Raw genomic sequence first — 25,233 nt, 5'->3', positions numbered from 1 at the left:
GTTTCATGTGTTGAACCCTTGTTATGGAATTCAAACTTACCTCAGACTATCAGCCTACCGGAGATCAGCCCAAAGCCATTGAAAAACTGGCCGAAGGGGTGAATGCCGGCGAATCCGCCCAGGTTTTGCTGGGGGTGACTGGTTCGGGGAAGACTTTTACCATTGCCAATTTGATTCAGGCTACCCAAAGGCCCACCTTGGTATTGAGTCATAACAAGACCCTTGCTGCCCAGCTTTATGGAGAATTCAAGCAGTTTTTTCCTGAAAACGCGGTAGAATATTTCATTTCCTATTACGATTATTACCAGCCTGAGGCATTTATTCCAAGTTCGGGTACCTATATAGAAAAGGACCTCAGTATCAATCAGGAGATCGAAAAACTCAGACTGAGTGCCACTTCGGCCTTGCTGACCGGAAGGAGAGATGTAATTGTAGTTGCTTCAGTTTCCTGTATTTATGGTATTGGTAATCCGGAGGAGTTTGGGAAAAATGTAATTCGTCTTCAGGAGGGAGACCGTATTCCAAGAAATCAGTTGCTCTTCAAGCTGGTGGATATTCTCTATTCCCGAACCCAGAATGAACTCACACATGGGACTTTTCGGGTGAAAGGAGACACGGTAGATATTTTTGTGGCCTATGCGGATTGGGGATACCGGATTTTCTTTTGGGGAGATGAGATAGAAGCTATTCAGCGGATAGACCCTACTACCGGAAAAAAGCTGAATGATGAAAAGATCATTTCTATTTTCCCCGCCAACCTCTTTGTGACCGGAAGAGATACCATCAATCAGGCGATCAATGAGATTCAGGATGATATGGTCGCTCAGGTGAATTTCTTTGAAAAAGAAGGCAAATTCATTGAGGCAAAAAGGCTTCAAGAAAGGACTGAATTTGACTTGGAAATGATTCGGGAACTGGGATATTGCTCCGGAGTGGAGAACTATTCCCGGTATTTTGACCGGAGACAGCCGGGGATGAGACCCTTCTGTCTTTTGGATTATTTTCCGGAAGACTTTCTGATGGTAATCGATGAGAGCCATGTGACAGTACCCCAAATCCGGGCGATGTGGGGTGGAGACCGATCAAGAAAAGTCAATTTGGTCGATTTTGGTTTCCGATTGCCATCAGCCTTGGACAATCGTCCTTTGAAATTTGACGAATTTGAGCAATTGACCCGGCAAGTAATCTATGTGTCGGCAACTCCAGCGGACTATGAATTGGCTTTGACTGAAGGGGTAGTGGTCGAACAGATTATCCGTCCCACCGGTCTTTTGGATCCCACTATTGAGGTGCGACCCAGCCAAAATCAGATTGATGATTTGCTCGAGGAAATTGATCAGACCATAAAAACTGAGGCTAGGGTCTTAGTCACTACGCTTACCAAACGGATGGCAGAGGAGCTGCAGAAGTTTTTGGAAAGAGCCGGAGTAAAATCCCGATACATCCACTCCGAGGTAAAGACTTTGGATCGGGTAGAAATTCTCAGGGAACTTCGTCTGGGCGTATTTGACGTATTGGTAGGTGTCAATCTCCTTCGAGAAGGGTTGGACTTACCCGAGGTGTCACTGGTGGCTATTTTGGATGCGGACAAGGAAGGTTTCCTGAGAAATGAGCGATCGCTTGTACAGACTATTGGTCGGGCTGCCCGAAACTCTGAGGGTAGGGTCATCATGTATGCGGATCAAATCACTGAATCCATGCGTATGGCCATCGATGAGACCAAGCGGAGAAGGGCTTTGCAAATGGCGTATAACGAGGAGCATGGGATAGTCCCTACCACCGTGATCAAATCGCGGGATAAAATCATGGGGCAGACCAAAGTGGCTGATTCCAAGAAAAATGCGAAAGTCTACGCAGAACCTATGCCGGGAGAAGCTCCAATCGCTGCAGACCCGGTGGTACAATATCTAAGCAAGGACAAACTCCAAAAACTCATTGAGCAGACCCAAAAGCAAATGGAAAAAGCAGCGAAGGAGCTGAATTTCATGGAAGCTGCGCGTCTGAGAGACGAATGGATGGCTCAGAAAAAACGACTCGAAGAGCTTTCCCGTACACTCGGTTCCTAATCATAATCCAAAAGAAGACCATGACCCTTCAGGAGGTGAGGGCTCTTGCCGCAAAAGGGGAAGGGCTGAAAATTGAGTTCAAGAAAAAAGCAGCCTTCCCGGAAAAGATTGTCAGGGAAGTGATTGCCTTGGCCAATACGGCAGGGGGTGACTTGCTCATCGGGGTAGACGATGACGGGACGGTCAGCGGACAGCGGTTTATCGAGGAGGAGGTCTTTGTAATGAACAAAGCGATTGACACGCTGATATTCCCCAAGCTTGAAGTGGAGTGTACGATCATAAAACTTACCGAAAAGAAGGGGGTGGCAGTTTTTCAGATTCCTTTGAGCCCGGATCGCCCTCATTTTTTGAAAGAAAAGGAAAAAAAGCAGGCATATGTGCGGGTTGCGGACCGTAGTATTCAGGCGAGTAGGGAGGTTTGGGAGATTCTGAAGAAAGGACGGGTGCCGAAGGATACGGTTTTTACGTACGGCAGAAAAGAGGAACTCTTGATGAAAGCTTTGGGAGAAAATGGAAAAATTACTCTTAAAGAGTACTCCCGCTTGGCAAGAATTCCCATCTTTTTGGCTTCCAAAACCTTGGTTCGTCTCGTGACTGCCAATGTTTTGCAAATTCATCCTCAGGAATCGGAGGATTATTTTACTCTGAAGGAATAGGGGAGTTCAATCCCTGTGCGATGTGTAAACCCTTGACTTCCCTGCAGGCCACCGGTGTGGATGATGAGGATTTTGGAATCGGTAGGAAAGTGGTCGTTTTTTATTTTTTCCCAGATAGCAAACCCCATTTTTCCGGTATAGATCGGGTCCAGAGGAACCTGAAATTCCTTCCAAAACCATCGGATAAACTCAATCAATTCCTGCTTCCACCTAGCATAGCCCCCAAAATGAAATTGAGTTTCGATTTGAACTTGCCCCTTTGATTGGACTTGATACTGGGCCGCTAGATTTTCCATCTCTTGCCGGATAAATTCCCCTTTGAGCACGGAAATTCCCAGCAAAGTCTGGTAGGGGAGAAGAGAAGCAGCCAAACCCAATAAGGTGCCTCCAGTTCCGATTGGAGTGGCAAGGTGAGTGAAAGCGGATGCTCCTGGATTCAAAATTTCGCTTGTTCCTTGAATGGCCAGTTGGTTGGTTCCTCCCTCAGGAATCAGGTAAAAGTCTCCGAATTTTTGCTTTAAGTCCTCAATAACAGAGAAGGTGTTCTTTTCTCGGTAGGTTTTCCTGTCTACAAAGTGAAGCTCCATTCCCTTTTCCCGGGCATAGGCCAAGGTAGGATTCTTTGAGTCTGTGCCTTCGCCTCGAATGACTCCAATGGATTTAAATCCTTCTATTTGTGAAGCGGCCGCAGTAGCATGAATATGGTTTGAAAACGCTCCTCCAAAAGTCAGGATCATGGATTTTCCTTCTTTTTTGGCTTGTTGAAGATTGTATTTTAGTTTGAAAAACTTATTTCCCGAAACCAAAGGATGTACTTCATCGAGCCTTAGGATAGCGAGTTCAAGCTTCTTTTCTGCAAGAAGGTCATGGAAGAGGGGCTGAATTCTGGGCTCGTGAAGGTAATCCATTGGAGTTTTCATCAAAGTTAAGCGCTATCCTCCTATTTTTACGGGATGATGCAGCCGGAAGAAGACTTCGAAGAAGAAGAGTTAGAACTTTATGAACACCATCGAATAGTGGTGGACAAGGGTCAGTCTCCGGTGAGGATCGATAAATTCCTTACGGAAAAAATAGCCTACGCTACCCGAAATCGGGTTCAAAGAGCGATAGATGCAGGGACTATTTTAGTCAATGGGATGTCTTCTAAGTCCAATTACAAAATCAAGCCGGCTGATGAAATCCGGGTTTTGCTGGAGAAACCACCTCGGGATACAGAAGTCATTCCTGAAAATATTCCTTTGGATATCGTATTTGAGGATGGACATCTTTTGGTTGTGAATAAACCTGCAGGAATGGTGGTGCATCCTGCACATGGAAATTGGACGGGTACACTGGTCAATGGATTGGTTTACCATTTTCAGCATTTGCCAGAAATGAAGGGGAATGTTGGGCGCCCCGGATTGGTCCACCGAATTGATAAAGATACTTCTGGGCTCTTAGTCATTGCCAAAACAGAGGAAACTATGGCTCCCTTGGCTGCCCAATTTTTTCATCATACCATTGAAAGAACCTACTTAGCTCTTGTGTGGGGAGAGCCGGAGGAAGACGAGGGTACTGTGGTCGGACATGTGGGCCGGAGTGCCAAAGACCGAAAGGTCATGGATGTCTTTCCGGATGGCAGTCAGGGAAAGCATGCCGTCACCCATTGGAAAGTTCTCAGGCGATTGCGATATGTGAGCTTGATTCAGTGCAATCTGGAAACAGGCCGAACCCATCAAATTCGTGCCCATATGCGCTATCTGGGGCATCCTCTATTTAATGATGCCATGTACGGTGGAGATAAAATCCGCAAAGGAACCCAATTTGCTAAGTACAAAGCATTTGTTCAAAACTGTTTTGATTTGATGCCGCGCCAAGCCCTGCATGCGATGAGTTTGGGTTTTGTTCATCCGGTGACTCAAGAGAAGCTTTATTTTGAAGCCCCATTGCCACCTGATTTTTCTGGAGTCCTCGAGAAATGGGAAAACTACGTTCAGTTTGAATAGGCTTGGGTAGGGCAGTTTTAAAAAAAGAGGGATGTTCCCGTTTTTTACTGGAAATTGATTTGCATTTTTCTAAAAAAGGAAGGCTAAAAATAGATTTTTGTCAATTAATCTCATCTTTTCTGAAAAGAAGGCAGAAATCTTTGATTTTATCATTGCGATTTTTCTAAAATGAATTAGAAAAATTACCCAAATTTTAACAATACATCATAAATCAATCGTTTTCATTAAGAAATGTATAAAAATTAAATCATTTTCTTAGAAAGTTTGCAAAATAGAGTTTTCACCCCCTATATTTGAATCAAGCAAACGGCTAAAAAGTTTACTTCATACTGTAGGATGTTGAAATTGGCAGACAAGCCCTCCTGTCTCGGGGGTGGGGATGCTGGGATAAAGCAATTAGCGAGCTCGTAATTTGCCTAACTACCCCGTGGAGGTTCGAATCCTTCTCCTACAGCAGGTTATTTTGGGTTTATTGTTAATTGACTAAAACCATGGAATTTTATTTCATGGTTTTTTTATTGTCCATGCTTGAATAAATCCAAGCCAATTTTGAGCTTTTACTTTCTTTTTCGATTTTCTAATTCAGAGGCAAAAAGATTCTTTCCAATTATTGATTAGGTATTAAAAAAGCTATTTGGATAAAAAAAATGAAAAAAAGTAAAATAAATCTTGCAAAAATTTTAATAAATCGATCTGTTTTCTAATTTTGAGACATCAAAAGCTTCTAATTACTCAATCGATTACGGAGAGAAATTTGGAGGGTTTTGATTTCCAGTAAGTTATGGGTAAATGGCAAAACAGCCACCAGCTTACCAAATTACAGCCATACTGTAGGATGTTGAAATTGGCAGACAAGCCCTCCTGTCTCGGGGGTGGGGAGCCCAGCACAAAGCGAGCGTCGACCGGACTTTAGCCTAACTGCCCCGTGGAGGTTCGAATCCTTCTCCTACAGCAAAAAAAGCAACAGGAATGTTGCTTTTTTTTTGCGGTATTGATTCTGCAAGTAGGCCGAGGAAGGTTAATGAATGGTATTTTGACCTGATTTTTGGATGTAATTTGTGGTGAATTGCAAATACTCGTGATTTTGTGACTATCTTTTCTGTGTTAATTACCTCAGTTCCGCATGTCCCGGGAATCCGCTAAAAAGCACCTCAGACATCCTATTCGAAAAAAACTACTCGCCTTTTTTCTGAAGGTAGTTTTGGTTTTACTCTTTTTAGAATTCCTGCTTTATTTCGGATCGAATATTTTTCTCTCGCGGTATGCGCAGCGTAAAATAAATGAGGCAACACATGAAGTTTATGTGGTTGATTTTAACCGGTTCAATTTTTCACTTTTGAGAAGAGGATTTTTTCTGGATGGTCTTGTCCTGCAGCCGGTAAATTCTGATCTTAAAAATGAAGGTCAGGCTCTCTTTGACATCAAATTGGATCAGGTTGGATTTTCCGGGCTTTGTTATGATTTTTTTGAAAAGGAATTTACAATTGGAAAAATCTACTTGGATAACCCCAGTGTTGAATTAAGCCTTGCGGCGAATCAGACCAATGAACCTCCCAAAAATCAGGGCAAAAAGGAAGGCTCTCCTGTCAAACTACTTGAGCAGGAAATCAGGAAGAGTATCCTTAAAATGAACCTGGGTGCATTCCGGATTAATGAAGTCGAAATAGACCACGCTAACGTCTTATTTTTCAATTTTCTGAGTAAGGGAAATCTTGATGCGGAAAATACCTATCTGGTGGTCAAGAATATTGATCTGACTACCAAGGAAGAATGGACGACTCCTTTTAATGCAGAGGGTTTTGAATTTGAGTTGGATGAGGTAAAGTTTACTCTGCCGGATGGGGTGCATTCACTTGAAGCTGAGCGGGTATTTATTTCTTCGCTTGAGGATTTGGTTAATATCACCACTTTTTCTCTTCGCCCTGATGAAAGTCAGCAAAGTAAGGCTTACTATACTGTTAACTTGGACAAACTCCTTTTGGGGAATGTAGATCTGAATAAGGCCTTCATGACTTCCGAAATGGAGGTGGACGAGTTAATTCTCAATGAACCGTACTTTAAAGTTGCGAGTAATCCCAACCCCCATAAGGACAGCACAGCTTCCGGAAATCTAAATGATTTTATTCAAGGCATTCTCAAGTCCGTAAAAATAAAAGAACTGTCAATTAACGACGGCAAATTCGTAAAATCCCAGATTGCGGATACTCTAAAAAGTCGAATTGAACTGGAGCGTCTTAACTTCAAAATGGTCAAATTCTATCTTGGCGAGGATTTCCTGCTGAGGGAAAATCAATTCTTTTATGGCGAGGATGCCTCTATGGAAATAGATGGAGGTAGTCTTTATCTCGGAGATGATATTCACTTGATTCAAGGAGAGAAGATTTTTGTGTCCTCATTCAAGGATGAACTGATCGTCAGAAACCTCACTTTGAGTCCAAGGGAGGAAGGAATACAATCAAAATCCCCCAAAAACCTCCTTAAAGTAAGCTTATCAGAATTTTCTCTGGATGAAATCGACCTCAAAAAACTTTACAATGAAGGGATATTGAATGTAAACAGTCTTCTTATTGACAGGCCTAGTGTTGAAGTGGTAGAATTGGAAGATGCTGAAGAAAAAGTAGGAGGAGTTTCTACCAATGAGCTTATTTCTGGGTTTTTAAACCAAGCAAACATTGGTTCTTTCGAAGTAAGAGATGGAACTGTGCAGTTTACCGATGCCAGAGGGAGGAGAAGCAATGATATCGGATTTGATCGATTTAGTTTTCTCTTAGATGATCTATCCTTAAATGCTGATTCTTCTTTGCCCATTCAGGATCAGATTTATGCAGAGGAAATATCCTTGGATTTGTATGATTATCGATTAAAAATCAAAGATAACCTTCATGTCATTGTTGCGGATCAGCTCACGGTGGATTCCAGAAGAAGTCTGTTGGCGATAAGGAATTTGAGTATCAGGCCAGAGTCCCCGGATCAGATCCAATCCCTTCTCGATACCTACGGTAAGACCTCTGCGATCAATTTATTTGTTCCTTCATTTCGTGCCGAGGGTCTGGATGTAAAGGGGGCATTGATGGAAAAGGTGCTGGATGTGAGCCTGATAGATATGCCAAACCCGGAATTCGAAATCTCTGCCTACCGGGCGAAGCAAGAAACTGGGAAAGGAGAATCCCTTCAGTCTACTTCAGAAATTAAGGATGTTCTTTTGGGGTATTTCAATTTCATTCAGGTGGATTCTTTGAATTTGGGCCGAGCAAAGATCAAATATGAAAGCTTGATTCAGAATAAGAAAAGCAGTTTTCAAGAAGATGATTTTAACTTAAAACTTAAAAATTTTTATCTAAGCTCTACAGACACCACTTTTTCTGAGAAAACGCTCTTTTCAGAAGAGATTGACCTTACTTTCAATAATTACTCGTTTAATCTGGCTGCCGGCAAATACAATGTTGAAACGGATTTATTGAACTATAACTCAAAGGCTCAAGCCATCATTTTTGATCAATTGATTCTCAAGCCCGGGGATAATTCAAATAGTCGTTTAAATCTCGGGTTAAATTTTCCCAAGGTGGTTTTGCGAGGGGTGGATATAGAGGAGTTTGTTTTTGACAATATTCTCAATCTACAAAAACTAGAAATAGATCAGGGTTTGGTAGAAATAGGGATCGACCAGGAAATTTCTGTAGCGGAGACCAAAGGTCCAAAGAAGAAAGCTATCAGAAAATCTGTTGAATTTATAAGCATTGATTCAATCCAAGCTGTAGATTCCCAACTCCAACTGCTTTACCTAGGTGAAAATGCCTCGCGGCAGTCGATCCGAACCGGATTTGACTTTTTGATTCAAAATTTCTATCTGGATTCTTTGATGACTGAAAATGCGGATTTCAGTTCGATCTATTCTTCTGCGAATCTGGACCTTAAGGACTTTGTCTTTGCACTGCCTGACAGTGTTCATACCGTTAGTTTTTCCAAGGTAAGTCTTGGCGATCAAAGGGAAGAGATTGTTTTTTCGGACCTCAAAATCACCCCCAAGGACCATTTTGGGAAAAGTGGAAGTCCGGTGGTTGAAGCAAAAATTGATCAATTAGCGATTCGAAACAATCACCTTCCTGAGGTTTTGGATACCAAAACGCTCGATTTCAGGGAAATCCGAATTGTCAACCCCCAAGTGGACCTCTATCTGGATACACTGAAGTCTTCAACAAAGTCCAGTTCCAAACCAAAAAAAGAGAATCAGTTGATAGATTCTTTTTTGGTGGGAGACTTGCTTTTGGAAAATGGGAAAGTTCAAATCCACAAAAAAGGTATCGGGCCAGATCCACGATTAAACTTCCCTCAACTTGACTTCCAAGTCAAAGATTTGGGACTAGATCTAATGAATAAGGAACAAAAAGTGGACCTTGAGGATCTAGTAAAAAAGAACATTGCCTTTTCTCTAAAAGGATATCAGATCGATACTCCTGACAGTAATTACAGAGTAAGCCTTAAATCCATAGCCTATGAAAACGGCAACTTGGATATTCAGGGTATCTACTACCGACCCATCTTGGGGAATTATGCCCTTCTTCGAAAACTGCCCTTCCAGACGGATGCAGTCACGGCAAGGGTAAATAGTATTCGACTGGAAGGTTTGGATCCTTTGGAATACGTACAAAACGCGAAAATTAAGGCGAATAATCTGAGTATTTCCGGCGCAGAGATTGATTTGTTCCGTGACAAAAGGTTACCGCCGGACTTGTCTATTTACAAGCCGATGCCTCAATTTTTGATGAGCCATTCCAAAGTGTCGGCGGATATTTTTTCGATAAGGGTTAGAGATGGAAGAGTTAGGTATTATGAATTTGCACCCAAAGGAAACCTTCCCGGAATGATCAGCTTTGATCAGATTCAGTTGGATTTGGCGCCATTTTACCTAAGAAAGGAGGGAGAAGCCTATCCTCTTGATAAAGCAAGAATTGGTATCCAAGCCCGAATTATGGATCAGTCTGAAGTAAACCTGAATGCAGAGATGTACTTTGAGGAGAATTACCCCATGGATGTGGAAGTCAAAATGAAGGATTTTTCATTCACAGAGGCGGATGACTTTCTCTCAAAAACTCTTTTTGTGAAAGCTGTGGATGGTACGGTGACAGATGGAGACTGGAATTTCCGGCTGAATGAGGATTTTGCCCGAGGTAGGATGAGTTTTGGATATACCGATCTGAAAGTTCAATTCCTGGATAGCCTTACCTTGGAAAGAGGCTTGGGAAAGCTGAAGATCTATACTTTTGGAGCTAACCTGCTTGCAAAAAATAATAACCCAAGAGGAGGAAAAGGGAAAGTGGTGAGCAGAAGAATCTTCCAAGAGAGAAACAAAGGCAAGTTTGTCTTTAGCGCCTGGTGGAAGGCTACTTTCAGTGGACTCCGCGGCACATTTGGCTTGGGAAGGGCAAAAGTGCCGAAGGACTTGAGGAAAGAAGAAGAGGAATAAAAAAGAACCCATACAAAAGGTAGTATTGTATGGGTTCTTTTATTGAATGGGTTTGATTAATCCAGTTTCCCCTCAGTGTCTTTGAAGTCTCCTATGATTCGCGCGCCACTGTTGATCTGCACATCTCCGTAGATGGTTATTGTATTGTTATCACCTACAAATTCTAAAGTAGCGCCACTGTTTAGCCTTAAATCACCATAGATTACAGTCGACCCGGAAAGTCTCAGGGTAGAATTGCTATTGACATTGATGCTGGTGTTTTTTCTGTATTGACCAAAAGCAAACGACCCAACTACCGTCATCAATCCGTTGCTGTTGACATTTAGATTTTGCTCAATGGCCAAAGAGCCGCAGAAAAGAAATTCCCCACCTATGTTTACATTCTTTAGCTGCGCAGAACCAGCAAAGGCGGCATTTTCATTTCCGTTGATATTCAGATTGGAGCTACCTCGGTAGGGGGAAAGGCCCGTGCAGTTTATGTCTTCATTTTCCTCATCGTCGTCGTCATCCTCATCCCGTTCTACGATTTTTAGAATTTGAATTCCTCCTTGTCCGGTGGCTACAAAAATGAATTTGTCCTCAAATCGCACAAAATTTGATGACCCGTCCAAATCCAAGACTCCATAAAGCTTAGGGTCATCTTCATCATCCACATCCGCAATGGATATTCCTGCAGCGCCATTCGCCATGAAAAGCAGATCATCTTCCACGGATACTGCATTGGTCACAATATCTCCGGCTTCTACATTTTCGGGATTGATAGGAATAGGGAGGAGACTTTCTTCCCGCCCGTTAGAGAGGCGGTAAATTCCAGCGCCTTTTCTTCCCAAAGCGATAAATACATGATCGTCTTCAATATCGATAGTCCTTTTTGCCTGAGGCTCATCAGCATCGAGAGCTATTCTGGTCACCTCGGTTAAAGAGTTGGGATTCAAAATGCCCGCACCTTGAGTACCGCTAAGGATTGCTAGTCGATTTTCGCCAAAAGTCACACTCCTTAGGTCTTCACCTGGCACTTCTGAAAGCTTGTTCAGATTCCGGTCAAAGAGGGTCAAAGCACCATTGCTTCCACTGACTAATGCGGTAAATTGACTGGTGGCAGTCACATCGGTGGCTACAAAACCCGGAACTGATATCAACCGAAAGTCAGAGGTAAACTGACCGTTGGAGACGGAGACTATGCCCAAATTGGCCGGGTCAGTCACTTCGCTTTGATCTACATCCACGGCCATGGCTAAGAACAATACCCCGTCCCGATATTCCAAAGCACTGATATCGGCGTTTTTGAATATGGCTTGAGCCACAATTCTTGGCTTGTAAGCATCGGAAATATCCAAAATCTCAACTGCTCCCAAGTAAGTGGGACCTGCTGTATTGTAAGCCACATAGGCATAGTCATCATCAATATCCACATGGGTAGCCTGAAGGGTATTTCCTTCATAGACAGGTGATGATGCCTGAGAAATAAGGACCAAGGCGATTTCCTCAGCATCATCATCGTCCCAAATTCTTCCTGATGAATTTGAAGGGGCGGTAATTCCAATGACCCCGGATCCATCCAAAGAAAGTCTTTGACTTAAATGCTCACTGTCAGTATTGATAATGATGGAAGAATCATTGGGGGTTCCCGGGTCATCGTTGCAGGAAAAAGCCAAAAGAAGTAGGGTGAAGGCAATTAGGAATCCAATGTTCTTTTTGCCGAAAATTCGTTTCATACTTGTGTTTTTGTTATTTGAATACAGTGAAATGGAATTAAATTCTAAAATATGCTCAAAATCAAAATATTATTTTGATTTAGGCTTTCAAAAATAAAAAAAAGGCCGAAAATCCAATTTCGGCCTTTACTTTTTTTTGATAAATAGTAGCTAATTATCTCCTCAGGATGACCTTGTGATACTCCCGATTGGCACCCCAGCTGATTTCAAAAGTATAAACTCCGGCTGCTTTGAGACGAAGAATATCAGCCAGTCTCAGACTTAGCTCTCTAGGAATATCCCCTTCCAAAATATCGAATTGGCCAGTTGATGAGATCAAACGGACAGTGATTTTTTCATCATTGTATGCCCTGCTATCCAGCATTTCAAGGTTGATCGGATCTCCTGTGGTCGGATTTGGATATACTTTCCATCGGGTCAATCCTGAAAGTGATTCAACCTGAATGGCCTTGATGTCGCTGTAGGTGAAGTCCCCATCGAAGTCAAACTGCTTCAGTCGGTAGAAGATATTGCCTCCGGCGATAGGGAGTTTGAAGTCTTGATAGGAATAATCAGTTTGAGAATCTGAGTAGCCAGCACCATTGACCTGACCTATGGTTTCCCATGATTTTACGTCATTGACCGAGCGCTCTATTTCGAATCGATCGTTTTCCCATTCTTTAGCGGTAGCCCAAGTCAAATCACCTGAGCGCATAGAAGAATTGTATTCCGCATTAAAATAAAGGTATTCCAAAGGTAGAATTCGGAAGTTGGGGTATCGGATGTAAACGACGCCTTGGAAGCCGTTGCTACCTCCTGTCCTTCCGGCTCCACCACCTGAACCAAAGGTGGTAGCAGGTAGACCTACTCCGGTATTATTTCCTCTACCACCGGCATAGAAGGTAGAGCCACCAGAACCTGTGTAAGTGCTTCCGCCCATACCCGGTTCATTTACTGTGGCCCCGAAGGAGGTACCTCCTCCTCCAGCTCCATAATGCACGTTTTCTCCGGAAATACTCTGCATTAATCCATTACCACCATTTCCTGCGGTCATCAGAGAAGCATTTCCGGTACCATTATTTCCACTTGAAGCAGCGCCTCCACCACCGGCACCGGACCCACCAAAGCTTTGACCCATGGCTACCCCTCCTGAGTTACCATTACTTGCGGCGCCTCCTGATGAGGCGTTAGTTCCGAATGCTGCTCCCCCGCCTCCTGATGCTCCATTAGCTCCTTGACGATCGGCGTTGTTTCCACTAGAAGAACCACCTTTTCCTCCTCCTGCGGCATTGAGATCTGCGAATGTACCTTGGGCAGAATTGAAACTAGGACCTGTGAAACTTGATTCAGTTCCATTTGTACCTAGTTGGGACAGACTCGTGGCTCCTAGACCTTGAGATCCAGGCGTTACTTCAAAAGAAGCTCCTTGCAAACCAGGCGCTCCATTCATCGTGATTCCAGTGTAATGCTGATAAATAACAGCTCCACCGCCACCTCCGCCTGCGGCATCTCCAAAGCCTCCGCCTCCACCTCCGCCGACTACTAACACCTCAAATTCATCCAAGCCATCTGGAGCATTCCAGGTCCATGAAGAACAATCTCCGGTGATTCGGATGATAGTATAGCCTTCAGCATCGGTATATTGGAACACATCTCCAGTACCCGTACAAGGTGAAGGATCAGGGCAATCGTAAGTGAATACCAGCCTGCCATTTGGTCCTGTTGTGCTTATAATTGCCTGAGCTAGTCGATCCGCCACAGGCTCAGTAGCTGGAACTTGAGTGGCAAATACATCCGTACCACTGAATACGATAAAGATGAGTTCACCGGGTATGACAGAGACTGTCTGAGTTGCAGTATTTCCTCCTGTTCCGTCTCCAAATGCCTGAATAGTAACTTGGCTCACTCCAGCAGGAACTGTGTAAATAGCATCTCCATTTGCGGCCAAATACTCCGTACTGCAATTGATTCCATAAGGAGCAGTATTGTTTGTCGGTACCGAGTATGGACATTGATCGGCTATCCCTTGGATGGAGTTGATGGTCAGGATGGTTGTTCCTTCATTCGAATAGGGTAGTGATTGGAAAGTAAATTGACCCGGAGTGACGACGGTTACAGAAATGTTTTGGTCAGCAATCACGTTTGCTCCATCTGTACTGTAATTGATCACATATTCTCCCGGGGCTAGCTCAGGACCGTAAACGGTAATTGTCGAGACATAAGGAGGAGAGGAGCCAACTGGAGGATTGTCCACATCAATACTGGAAATAGGATAGCTTGGATCTTCCACCGTAATGGTTCCTGTGGCATTTACTGATCCACAACCTCCGGTCAAAGGAATACTGTAATTGAAAGTTCCTACTTCAGTTGGAGTTCCGGATATGGTAATGTCTCCCGAACCTGAATCAAAAGAAGCACTGATTCCTAAAGGAAGACCATTTGCCCCGGCTACCCCTTCATTTACTATTCCTGTGGCTCCGGTACTACGATGAATGAGGGTGATAGGAACCACGGTGTCAAGACATAGTACAGGGTCAGGGTTTACAGGGGTTACGGTGTTTTCTGGAATTACAGTCACGGTAACAGAAGAAGTCGGCATTGAATTACAATCCACTCCATTTAAGGTAGAGATGGTAATCCTTCTAAACTGGGTGGTCTCTGTCAATGCTGGAGAATCATAAGTAGCACCGGTCGCGCCAGTAATGGTGGTCCAGCCTGGATTAGAAGCATTGGTGAATTCCCACTGATAGGAAATAGTTCCGTCGCCGGTTCCAACAGAAGTGCTTGTAAATGCAACTGGATCTTCTCCTTCACAGATAGTCTGGTCTGCCGCAATCGCTCCTGCAACCGGAGTTGACTGTAAGGTGATGGTCACGGGTTCAGTTGCCGGTCCTTCGCAACTATTTGCGCCTACAGAGGAAATGGTATACCTTCTATATTGGGTAGTCTGGGACAATACAGGGGGATTGTAATTAGCTCCTGTTGGATTTCCCGGAACATCCACCCAATTTGGAGTAGATAGGTTAGTGTTCATTTCCCAACGGTAGGAGATGACTGCTCCAATATCCTGCGGACTATACACACTACCGATTATGGCTGCAGGGGTGTCACCTTCACAGACAGTTTGGTTACTTGCTATTGTGCCTTGATCAGGAACGTCCCGGACCGTGATTAACCCTTCAACTCGCACTTGTTGACATGAACCTGTTGTAAAGACCTCATAGAAGTATTGTCCGGGAGTGGTAGGAGAGCCGCTGATTCTCAAATTCACACCATTCCATGTGGCAGTAAGCCCAGCAGGTAAGCCTGTAACCAATGGTCCGTCCAATCCGCCACCCACTGCATATTCAATATCCACAATTGGAGAATCTTCACAGACCACTTGACTGTCATCCGTACCAACTGCAGAGGTTAATCGAATAAATGGCGACAGGGTACCGAAGGAAATGTCATCCAAGGCGAAATCATTTCCTCCCAATGCAGTATTTAGGTTGACAATTTCAATGATTGCCGTAGTAGCCGTACCTGAGCTCCAGCTCGGATTGGATCTGAATTCTCTCCAATTGTCCAATCCTACTTGAGCTTGACTAGTTGGTTCAGGTGCAGTTGACAGATCAAGAACAGTACCTACTAATTGTCCATTGATTTTGAATTGAAGCCTAGCATTTGAAGCAGGATTCAAATTCATTGCCCATGCCGAAAAATAGTATTCAGTAAATTGCTCAACTGCTACTTCTTGTCTCCAAATTACGGGTTGTCGGAGTGGACTACCTATAAGTGCCCCTCCATTGACCATCATAAAGTTTCGTGGCCCAGTTGCATTATTGGTATGATCTCTACCGAAGAAATTGGTATGATATCCAGGAGGAGTTGTGGTAGTACTTCCATGTGCATTTACATTAACCGCATAATACCCTTCAGGCCATAAACCTGTTGCAGGATTACCATTGACATAATACGCTTGATTTTGAGTGTATTCGGTGAAGAAACTTGGATTCGCTGGATCAAAATTGGTAAATGACCCATCGATTATCAATTCCTCAGCAATACTTATGGAAGCCGTGCTGGTGCATCCGTCAGGAGAAGTAGCAGTCACTGAGTAAGATCCTGCTATATCTACTACTATGGATGATGTGGTTTCTCCTGTATTCCAGAGCCAGGTCGTACCCGTTACATTTGAGCTAGCCACCAAAACCACACTTCCATCCACCGCACAATAATCCGCCTGTAAGGTAATTACAGGAGTAGGATCTACGGTAATGGTGAATGATTGCGATGGCCCAGGACAACCATTCACCGATGGTGTCACGGTAATTGTCGCTGTGATTGGACCTGCCCCAGGATTTTGGGCCACAAATGAAGGAATATTTCCTGTGCCGGATGCAGCTAATCCAATGGATGGATGGCTATTCGTCCAGTTATAGACCACCCCAGCAACTGCATTTCCACTAAAATTCACAGCTGAAGTAGATTGCCCAGAACAACCCACATCCTGATTAGAAATTGGATTTACAGTCGGCATAGGCCGAACCAGTACATCGACTTGGAAGGTGTTCCCCACGCATCCATCTGGAGTGATAGGAGTAACCGTATAAGTCACTGTTTGATCTACCAGTGAGGTATTGGTCAAAGTCTGGGAAATATTGGATTGAGGTGTTCCAACATTGGACTCTCCGGTTACATTTCCATTGGGAGATACGGTCCAAGTGTAAGTTGTACCCGCCGGAACGGATCCATTTGTCCCGTTTTGAGGAGTTACGGTAAATGTGCCTCCACTACAGATAATTGTTCCCGTGATGTTGGATATCACTGGTGTTACATTGACATCTGTGGAATTGGTAAACGCAGACACTGCCGTACACCCGCCTGCATTGCTGTAATTCACCGAAACATTTTTGGTACCGCTTGTTAACCAAGTAAGTGTGACGGTATGGTCAGTAGCTCCAATACCTCCAGAGGTAATGGTATAATCGGTTCCGACTGTCCCAGGTACAGTCCAGATATAGTTGGATTGTCCTGGTTGTGTGGTATAGGTGACAGGAGCTCCTACACACAGATCAGTAGTAGGGGCCTCTGTAAATGTTGGAGTTGGAAGTGGACTTACATTTAAGGAGTTTGAAACCGCCGATGCCGCAGTACAATTATTTGAGTTGCTATAGTTTACAGAGATATTTTTAGTGCCACTAGACAGCCATCTTAAGGTTACTGAATTATCAAATGGTCCAATTCCTCCAGAGGTGATGATATAGTCTGTTCCAGCAACACCCGGTACAGTCCATGCATAATTGTCTTGCCCGTTCTGAGTTGTATAGGTTACCGTGGTTCCCACACAAACTTCAGCAGGTATAGAAGAAGTGAAGGTTGGAGTTGGAAGGGCATTGACTATGGTTGAATTAACCACCGCAGCTACAGCCGTACAACTAGTGGAATTGGTATAATTGATAGAAACATTTTTGGTACCTGCTGTCAGCCAAGTCAGCGTAACCGTATTGCTTGTGGTCGAAGCGCTTCCACCTGTAATCGTATAATCAGTTCCTACAGTGCCGGGAATAGTCCATACATAGTTGGATTGACCTGGTTGGGTAGTATAGGTAACTGATTCTCCAACACAAACCTCTGCAGGAGGTGGAGTAATAAATGTTGGCGTAGGAAGCGCATTTACATTGGTAGAATTTACTACAGCTGATGCTGCAGAACAATTACTTGCGTTTCTGTAATTGACTGAGACGTTTTTCGTACCCGCTGTCAACCATCTAAGTGTGACTGTATTGCTTGATGCTCCGATTCCGCCCCCGGTAATAGTGTAGTCGATTCCCGCGGTTCCTGCTATTGTCCAAGTATAATTGGATTGACCCGGTTGGGTGGTATAAGTTATTGGAGCGCCCACGCAGACCTCAGAAACAATAGGAGCGGTAAATGTTGGTGTAGGAAGCGCGTTTACTATTGTTGAATTGATGGTCGCAGCAGCAGCGGTACAATTGTTTCCATTTGTATAATTTACAGCAACTGCTTTGGAACCACTAGTTAACCAAGTAAGTGTAACTGTATTGCTGGTATTTCCAATTCCCCCTGCAGTAATGGTATAATCAGTACCTGCTACACCTGGAACTGTCCACATATAATTGGATTGACCCGATTGGGTGGTATAGGTCACTGAAGTTCCTACGCAGACTTGGGCGGGAGGTGGCGTAATAAACGTTGGAACTGGAAGCGCATTTACAATAGTAGAATTGACCGTAGCCGTGGCCGCAGCGCAATTGTTTGAGTTGCTGTAATTAATGGAGACATTCTTGGTTCCGGCAGTTAGCCAGGTCAACGTCACCGTATGGTCCGCTGCTCCAATTCCTCCGGAAGTAATGGTATAATCCGTTCCAGCCGTACCAGGGATTGTCCAAATATAGTTCGACTGCCCGGTCTCAGTAGTATAGGTTACTGAAGCGCCCACACAAACTTCACCTGCAGGTGTAGGAGTCAAGGTTGGAACTGGCAATTCGTTCACCACGAAGGCTCCAGAAATACTCGAAGTTTGATCCGGACCACAACCTCCTGAACTAGAGACTACCACATAGTAGTATCTAGGAGTCCCATCTGCCAAATCAGAAGGCGGGGTAAATGTGTCAGAGTTTGTACCTACCTGCGTATCTACTCCTGTGTTAATTACTCCGGTCGTATTGCTGTACCACTGATAAGACAAGGTTCCGTTTCCGGAAGCGCTTACGGAAATTGGACTAAATGGCCCTTGGCCGTCACAGATAGTTTCTCCTGTAAGATCCTCTGAGTCGATAGCCGTTAATGGATTGACAATAAATGCTCCTGAAACCGAAGAAGTAACCGTACCACAGCTTGGACTGGTGGCAGTAGCATAATAGTACCTTGGTAATCCATCCGCCACACTCGCATCAGATGGAGGAGTGAAGGTAGAATTGGTTTCGCCGGTGAGCAATATGCCCCCGGTGTTGGTAGGAGAGGTATTTTGATACCATTGATAGCTTGCAGGTGTTCCCCCGTCACCTGTTGCAGCAATTTCAAGTTGGGTGAATGTACCTCCACCAAGACAGAAAATCTGATCGGGAGCTGATGAGTCAAGGTCTAGGTTGATTGCCGTTCCGGATGGGGAAACGATATAGGCACCTGTTAAGTCAGATGGGGTTGGACCACTACAAGTTCCTGATACCACTACATAGTAGTAAGAAATGCCTTCAGGTGAAGAAGGAGGGGTAAATGTGGCTGAGGTAGCCCCAGGAACTGCCGTACCCGGATCAATACTGATGTCCGAATTATCAGGTTTGCGATACCATTGGAAAGTTAATCCAGATCCCGTAGCGGTGATGGTAATCGGATCAAATCCATCCCCAAAACATTCTGTGTCACCCAATTGACCCGGATCAATTTCAGGATCTATTGCAACCGGGGTGCTTATTTCTATGGTATTTGAAGCTGGAGTTGGAATTGAGCAACCATTTGCATCGGTATAATTAACTGTTACCGTTTTGCTACCAGAACTTAACCACTGAATAGTGACTGTGTTGCTTCCTGTTCCTATTCCTCCTCCAGTGATGTTGTAATCTGTACCTTCAGTACCGGGAATAACCCAAACATAATCTAATTGTCCGCTTTGTGTAGTATAGGTTACGGCATCGTTGAGACAAACCGGATTAGATGGCTCGACTGTAAAACTTGGCGCAGGTAGGGGGTCAAGGGTTATGGTATTTGAAGCAGGAGCGATTCCTGTACATCCGTTAGCATCCGTATAGTTCACAGTTACGGTTTTGGCTCCGTCAGTCAACCACTGTAGGGTGACAGTGTTACTGTTAGTCCCGATGCCTCCGCCTGTGATGGTGTAATCAGTACCTGCCGTTCCAGAAAGGGTCCAGACGTAATTGGATTGACCTGACTCGGTGGTATAGGTTACTTCTGCTCCAATACAAACCGGATCGGATGGCTCGACGGTGAATGTGGGTACTGGAAGGGGATCAAGCGTTATCGTATTGGAAGCCGAAACTGCACTGATACAGCCATCTGGATTAGTGTAGCTAACCGTCACAGTTTTATCTCCAGGGGTTAACCACTCTATGGTGACGGAATTACTTGCCGTGCCAATACCACCTCCGGTGATCGTGTAATCCGTTGATTCAACACCCGAAACCGTCCAGATGTAATTAGATTGCCCGGATTGAGTGGTGTAGGTTACCTCGTCTCCAATACAAACCGGATTTGAAGGCTCAGTAGTGAAGGTCGGAACAGGAAGTGGGTCTAGATCGATGGTACTGATAGCAGGTGAGGCACCTTCACAGCCATTTGAATTTTCATAATTCACTGATACTGTTTTTTGCCCATCGGTCAACCAAATAATGCTGATGGTCTCATCGGTGCCGCCTCCTGTGATGGTATAATCAACCCCTTCTGCACCAGAAATAGTCCAGTCATAGTCAACAATGTCCGGGCCGGATTGGGTGGTGTAAGTGACCTCTTCTCCAATACATATTACACCGGTAGGTTCAGCAATAAATGTGGGAACTGGCAGTGAGTTAATATCAATTGAATTTGAAGCAGGAGCCACCCCTGAACAACCGCTGGCGTTGTCATAATTAACAGTGACAGTCTTCGAACCTGTGGTCAACCATGCAATAGAAATTGTATTGGTGGTAGATCCACCAGCGACAATAGTGTAGTCTGTTCCTTGGACTCCCGAAATATTCCAGGTGTAATTGGCACGGCCAGATTGGGTGGTATAAGTTACGGTCTCATTTAAACAATAATCACCGGATGGCTCTACGATAAAGGTGGGAGTGGGTAGAGGACTGACCGAAATAGGGCTACTGATAAAGGAAGCAGCTTGACATCCACTGGAATTGGAATAGCGGAGGAATACCTGTTTGGTGCCTTGAGTTAACCAAGTTAGCGTAAGTGTATTATCTGTACTTGTTCCACCGGAAGTAATGGTATAATCGATTCCATCACTGCCTGAGATCTGCCAGTCATAGTCAAATTGACCTGATTGGGTAGAATAGGTTACCTCTTCTCCAATACATACCACACCCGAAGGTGCTGCGGTAAAGCTTGGGCTGGGAAGTGGATTGACCGTAAGGCTACGGGTAGCGAAATCATCCGGGCAGCTTCCTGAACCTGCTACTGTATAAGTAATGGTTGTAGAGCCGCTGGAAATAGCGGTGACTGCTCCGGTTGAACTATTGATAGTGGCGACCGCTGGATTACTTGAGGTCCAAGTTCCTCCGAGTGAGGTAGAAGCAAATACGGTGCTTTCGCCGACACAGAGTTCATCTTCACCACTCAAAGTTCCGGCATCTGCTAATGGAGTCACCGTGATGGATCGGGTTTCAAAGTCATCTGCGCATCCTCCATTACCTGAGACGGTATAGGTTATAATAGCCGAACCTGCAGCTACTCCCGTCACCATTCCAGTTGCAGGATCTACAGTGGCTACAGCCGGATTTCCTGATGACCAGGTACCCCCTGAGATAGTGGAGGAGAAAGTTCTAGTTCCCCCTTCACAAACTTCTTGGGTTCCACTGAGGACACCTGCATCAGGTGGTGCAGTCACGGTGATGCTGATACTTGTTTCCGGTGCAGGACATCCTCCACTGGCAGGAAGTCTATAGAAAATATCCACTGTACCCGCTGAAATCCCCGTTACCAAACCTGTACTGGAAACAGTGGCAATAGCTGGATTGGATGAAGACCAGGTACCAAAAGCGGTAGAAGATAAAAGCTGAGTATCCCCACCAATACAAATGTCCTGATTTCCACTCAAAGTTCCTGGACTAATTGGCGCATTAACAAAGACCGTTCTGGAAGAAGTGGCAACAGAACAGCCCGTTATCGTATATCGGATAGTCGCAGCCCCTGCACTAACGCCTGTGATTACACCTGTATTGGGGTCAACTGTGGCAATAGCAGGGTCAGCAGAGGACCAAACACCTCCCGCCATGGAGGAGGTAAACGTGGTGGTGCCTCCAATACAAATAGATTGGGGGCCGTTAACTATTCCTGCAGTCAGTGTGTAAGTTAATTTTATTCGACCAGGTCCCCCCTCACCACCATTTTGATCTGTTCCATTCCGACGGGCACCACCTCCTCCACCCCCAGGTCCGGAACCTGAGCCGCCAGGAGTGTTGGTGGAAGTATTTGCAACACCACTTCCTCCGTTTCCCCCTCCGTCAGGAGCTATTGCACCATTTTGATTTGTTGCGTTGATTCCATTTCCACCAGGGCCTCCAGAAGACCCACCTCCTCCACTCCTTTGGCTTCCTCCAAAATTATCTGCAATTGCACCATTTCCACCAGATCGTCTTACCTCACCTATGCCTAATGAAGCACCACTACCGCCTGTATTTGAGTTATTGGCAGCTCCTTGACCACCATTTGCAACAACAAGATTTGAACCAAATACTGAACTACCTCCATTGATTATTGAGTTATTTCCTCCAGCACCTACAGTATAATTAAAAGAGTCTCCGGGATTTACGGTGATTATAGATCTAGAATATCCTCCACCACCGCCACCAGCTCCATAACCATCTGTGGTTCTTCTACCACCTCTTCCTCCACCTCCCCAGGCTTCTACAATCACCTCAGTGACTCCTATAGGGACTACCCAGGTTCCTGATGGATTGGTGTCAAAATCTAAAGTCTCAACACAGCCACAATCCTCCACTTCTATGGTTCCTGTTGCAAAGGCTACTCCGCAAGTTCCCAGTAATTCAATGCTGTAGTTGAAAATTCCCATCTCTGTTGCATTGCCAGTTATGCTTATTTCCCCGGTAGAAGAATTAAAGGTAGCGCTTACGCCAGTTGGAAGGCCATTGGCTCCGTCTACTCCATCTCCGGAGATTCCAGTAGCACCTGTAGTACTGTGGGCGAGATTAATGTCTCCTGTGAAAAAACAAAATGTATCGGAAGAACCTGGGGAGACTGTTTTGCCTGGATTTACTCGTATAGTCTTCGTAACAATGGCAGGACTGCAAGAACCACCGCTTGCGGTGAGTTGTAAGGTGATCAGGCCCAAGGCACTGTCATTTGGCCCGGCTGTGTAGGTCGCAGTAGCAGGGTTATTGGCATTTGTCCAGGTTCCGCTACCATTCAGATTTGTCCATACACCACTTGTCGCAGCACCTCCGATATTTCCTCCCATAAGAGCTGAGGTATCTCCATCACAAATCTCGTCTAAAGCTCCTCCTGCATTTGCCGTTGGGCTGGTTGTAATGGTAATCGTCTTGGTGGCTGTAGCTACTCCACAACTTCCTCCTACTGTGGTTAAGGTTAAGGTGATTGTTCCAGTTTCTGATGGTCCTGCCGTGTAAGTGGCATTTGCAGGATCGGTAGGATTATTCCATGTTCCGGCCCCACCGCTCCAGATTCCTCCAGAAACCGATCCGCCCACAGATCCGCCCATGGCCGGAGTGGTTTGCCCTTGACAAATTCCAGAAAGTGCAGGACCAGCGTTGGCTTGGGGAAGTGCATTGACAAAAATTGTTTTTGAAACTGAAGTAGAACCACAAGTCCCTCCAGAAGTGGTTAATGTGAGCGTGATTAAGCCGGATTCTCCAGGTGCAGCAGTATAGGTCGCAGTAGCAGGATTGTTGGCATTGGTCCAAGTACCCGATCCCCCGGACCAAGTTCCAGAAGTGGCTACACCACCGATGCTACCTCCCATTGGGGCTGAGGTTTGACCTTGGCAAATTGGGGCCAAGGCCCCTCCGGCATTAGCTGTGGCGCCTGGGTTTACGGTAATTGTTTTGGAATCACTTACCGTTCCACAGGAGCCGCCTGAGGTGGTCAGAGTCAATGTAGCTGTGCCGCTGTAGCCGGCAGGAGGAGTCCAAGTTGCATTTAAGAAAGTTGCACTGGGGCTAAACGTACCTCCTATTCCTCCATCAGACCAAATGGCCCCAGTCGCTCCACCACCAAAACTTCCTCCAAGGGGTGCAGAGAGGTCTCCCTGACAAATTGCAGTGAGGGCAGTACCTGCATCAACGGTTGGGTTTGGATTAACCAAAATTGTCTTGGAGGCGGTTCTGACACAGGATGCTCCAGTGGTTGTCAGTGTTAATGTTGCTGTTCCTGTATATCCTGCAGGAGGGGTCCAAGTGGCATTCAAATTTGATGCACTGGGACTAAACGTACCACCTATGCCTCCATCGGACCAGATTCCTCCTGTGGCAGATCCTCCAACAGTACCTCCTAAAGGAGCAGAAGTTCCGCCTTGACAGATCGGAGCCATAGCAGGACCAGCTGATATTGTAGTAGGGCAGGAGGGTCTAAGCGCAAGCAAAATTGAAGCACTTCTAGCATTGCCGCTAATTGACACTGTACCATTTCCTGTTGCTCCAGCAGTAGGTTTAATTGCCCATGCTCCCCCAATTGCCATATCTAACTCTTCATTCAAATCCACATCATAAGCTTCATTAAGGGATGATGGAGAAGTGGTTGTCCAAGAGTTGTTTGTGTGATTTCTATCGTTTTGTAAGGCAGTGAGCATAACAATGGCAGCATTATCACTTACTGTTGTTATGGAATTTGCAGTTACAGTGCTTGAATTACTATTTATTCGAATGGCTCCTGGGGGAACATCAAATGGATTTGAGTTATCTACTCCAGAGAAAGCAATAATAGCCCCCTGCATAAAATCCGTATCGCCATCTCCGGTAAAATTAAAATTGGCAGCAGCTACATCTGCAGCCGTAGCAATTTTATAGTAGAAGTCAACTCTCCATTCATCTCTACTCCCAGAACCACTGCCTGTTTCGTAATAAGTTGAACCGCTTATTAAAGTCCATCCAGGATATGTTTGGCTTGTTATATCACTATTGTCTTCGTCGGCCTGATGGATAGTTAATATCATTAAATCCCCAACTTGTAGCCCTGTTGGACGAGCAATTGATATTGTATTGTCGTTATCAGAATCTGTTGTGGCTGTTCCTCTCTGGGCAATCTGCCCCCTCACTTCTCCGACTCCAAAAAATCCAACGGATAGGATAAAAAACAATAAAATCACCCATAGTCTACCTCCCAAACCTATTTCAGGTTTTTGGAACGTAGACCTTAGAAATTTGTCTGAATAAAAATTTCCCATTTGAGCCCTTCTAAATCCAACAAACATACAAAAAAATGAATTTCAAACACGTTTTTTTGCCTGAAAATCTTGAAGTTAACTCCCGGACACCGGCAACATACTCCTTTGATCCACTCAAAAAAAATTCGTTCCAAAATCGAAGATGGAAAGGCATTAATTGAAACCTATTTGAAAAAACAGCAGAATCAACCGGTGTAAACCAAAACATACTATTTTTTGGATTACTAGGCACTTGACTATTAGAAAATAAAACGCTGATAGGGGATAAAATTATC

General features: G+C 44.8%; 7 protein-coding genes. 4 read left to right on the top strand and 3 right to left on the bottom strand.

All coding sequences use genetic code 11. From position 1 onward, the window contains the following. The first annotated feature begins 23 nt into the window (after window positions 1-23). Both uvrB and AAA942_RS15930 read left to right on the top strand, forming a co-directional pair. Window positions 24-2,066, top strand: coding sequence for an excinuclease ABC subunit UvrB (gene uvrB, locus AAA942_RS15935; protein ID WP_338221286.1), 2,043 nt, complete (start codon window positions 24-26; stop codon window positions 2,064-2,066). A 20-nt stretch (window positions 2,067-2,086) separates the two neighbouring features. After that, complete coding sequence (locus AAA942_RS15930; RefSeq protein ID WP_338221285.1) at window positions 2,087-2,722, top strand: AlbA family DNA-binding domain-containing protein; 636 nt, start codon at window positions 2,087-2,089, stop codon at window positions 2,720-2,722. Here the strand turns inward: AAA942_RS15930 and AAA942_RS15925 are convergent. Next, window positions 2,701-3,642, bottom strand: a complete 942-nt coding sequence (locus AAA942_RS15925; RefSeq protein ID WP_338221284.1) for a 1-aminocyclopropane-1-carboxylate deaminase/D-cysteine desulfhydrase — start codon at window positions 3,640-3,642, stop codon at window positions 2,701-2,703. The two genes, AAA942_RS15930 and AAA942_RS15925, sit on opposite strands and share 22 nt — an antisense overlap. Window positions 3,643-3,675: 33 nt before the next feature. Here AAA942_RS15925 and AAA942_RS15920 point away from each other — a divergent pair, with 33 nt between their 5' ends. Together AAA942_RS15920 and AAA942_RS15915 are read left to right on the top strand one after the other, a co-directional pair. Continuing rightward, window positions 3,676-4,707, top strand: coding sequence for an RluA family pseudouridine synthase (locus tag AAA942_RS15920; RefSeq protein WP_338221283.1), 1,032 nt, complete (start codon window positions 3,676-3,678; stop codon window positions 4,705-4,707). A 1,123-nt stretch (window positions 4,708-5,830) separates the two neighbouring features. Continuing rightward, window positions 5,831-10,171, top strand: a complete 4,341-nt coding sequence (locus AAA942_RS15915) for a hypothetical protein (protein WP_338221282.1) — start codon at window positions 5,831-5,833, stop codon at window positions 10,169-10,171. Window positions 10,172-10,227: 56 nt separating this feature from the next. Here AAA942_RS15915 and AAA942_RS15910 read toward each other — a convergent pair whose 3' ends face one another. Both AAA942_RS15910 and AAA942_RS15905 read right to left on the bottom strand, forming a co-directional pair. Then, a complete protein-coding gene (locus AAA942_RS15910) occupies window positions 10,228-11,886 on the bottom strand; it encodes a hypothetical protein (protein ID WP_338221281.1) in 1,659 nt (552 codons plus the stop codon). 154 nt (window positions 11,887-12,040) lie between these two features. Continuing rightward, entirely contained in the window at window positions 12,041-24,727 is a 12,687-nt protein-coding gene (locus tag AAA942_RS15905) for a glycine-rich domain-containing protein (protein WP_338221280.1), read from the bottom strand. Window positions 24,728-25,233 lie beyond the last annotated feature (506 nt).

The organism is Algoriphagus sp. oki45 (genome assembly GCF_036245605.1).
In the GTDB taxonomy this organism is placed as follows: domain Bacteria; phylum Bacteroidota; class Bacteroidia; order Cytophagales; family Cyclobacteriaceae; genus Algoriphagus.
Note: the sequence above shows the minus strand (reverse complement) of the source record. Positions and strands in the feature narration are given on the sequence as shown.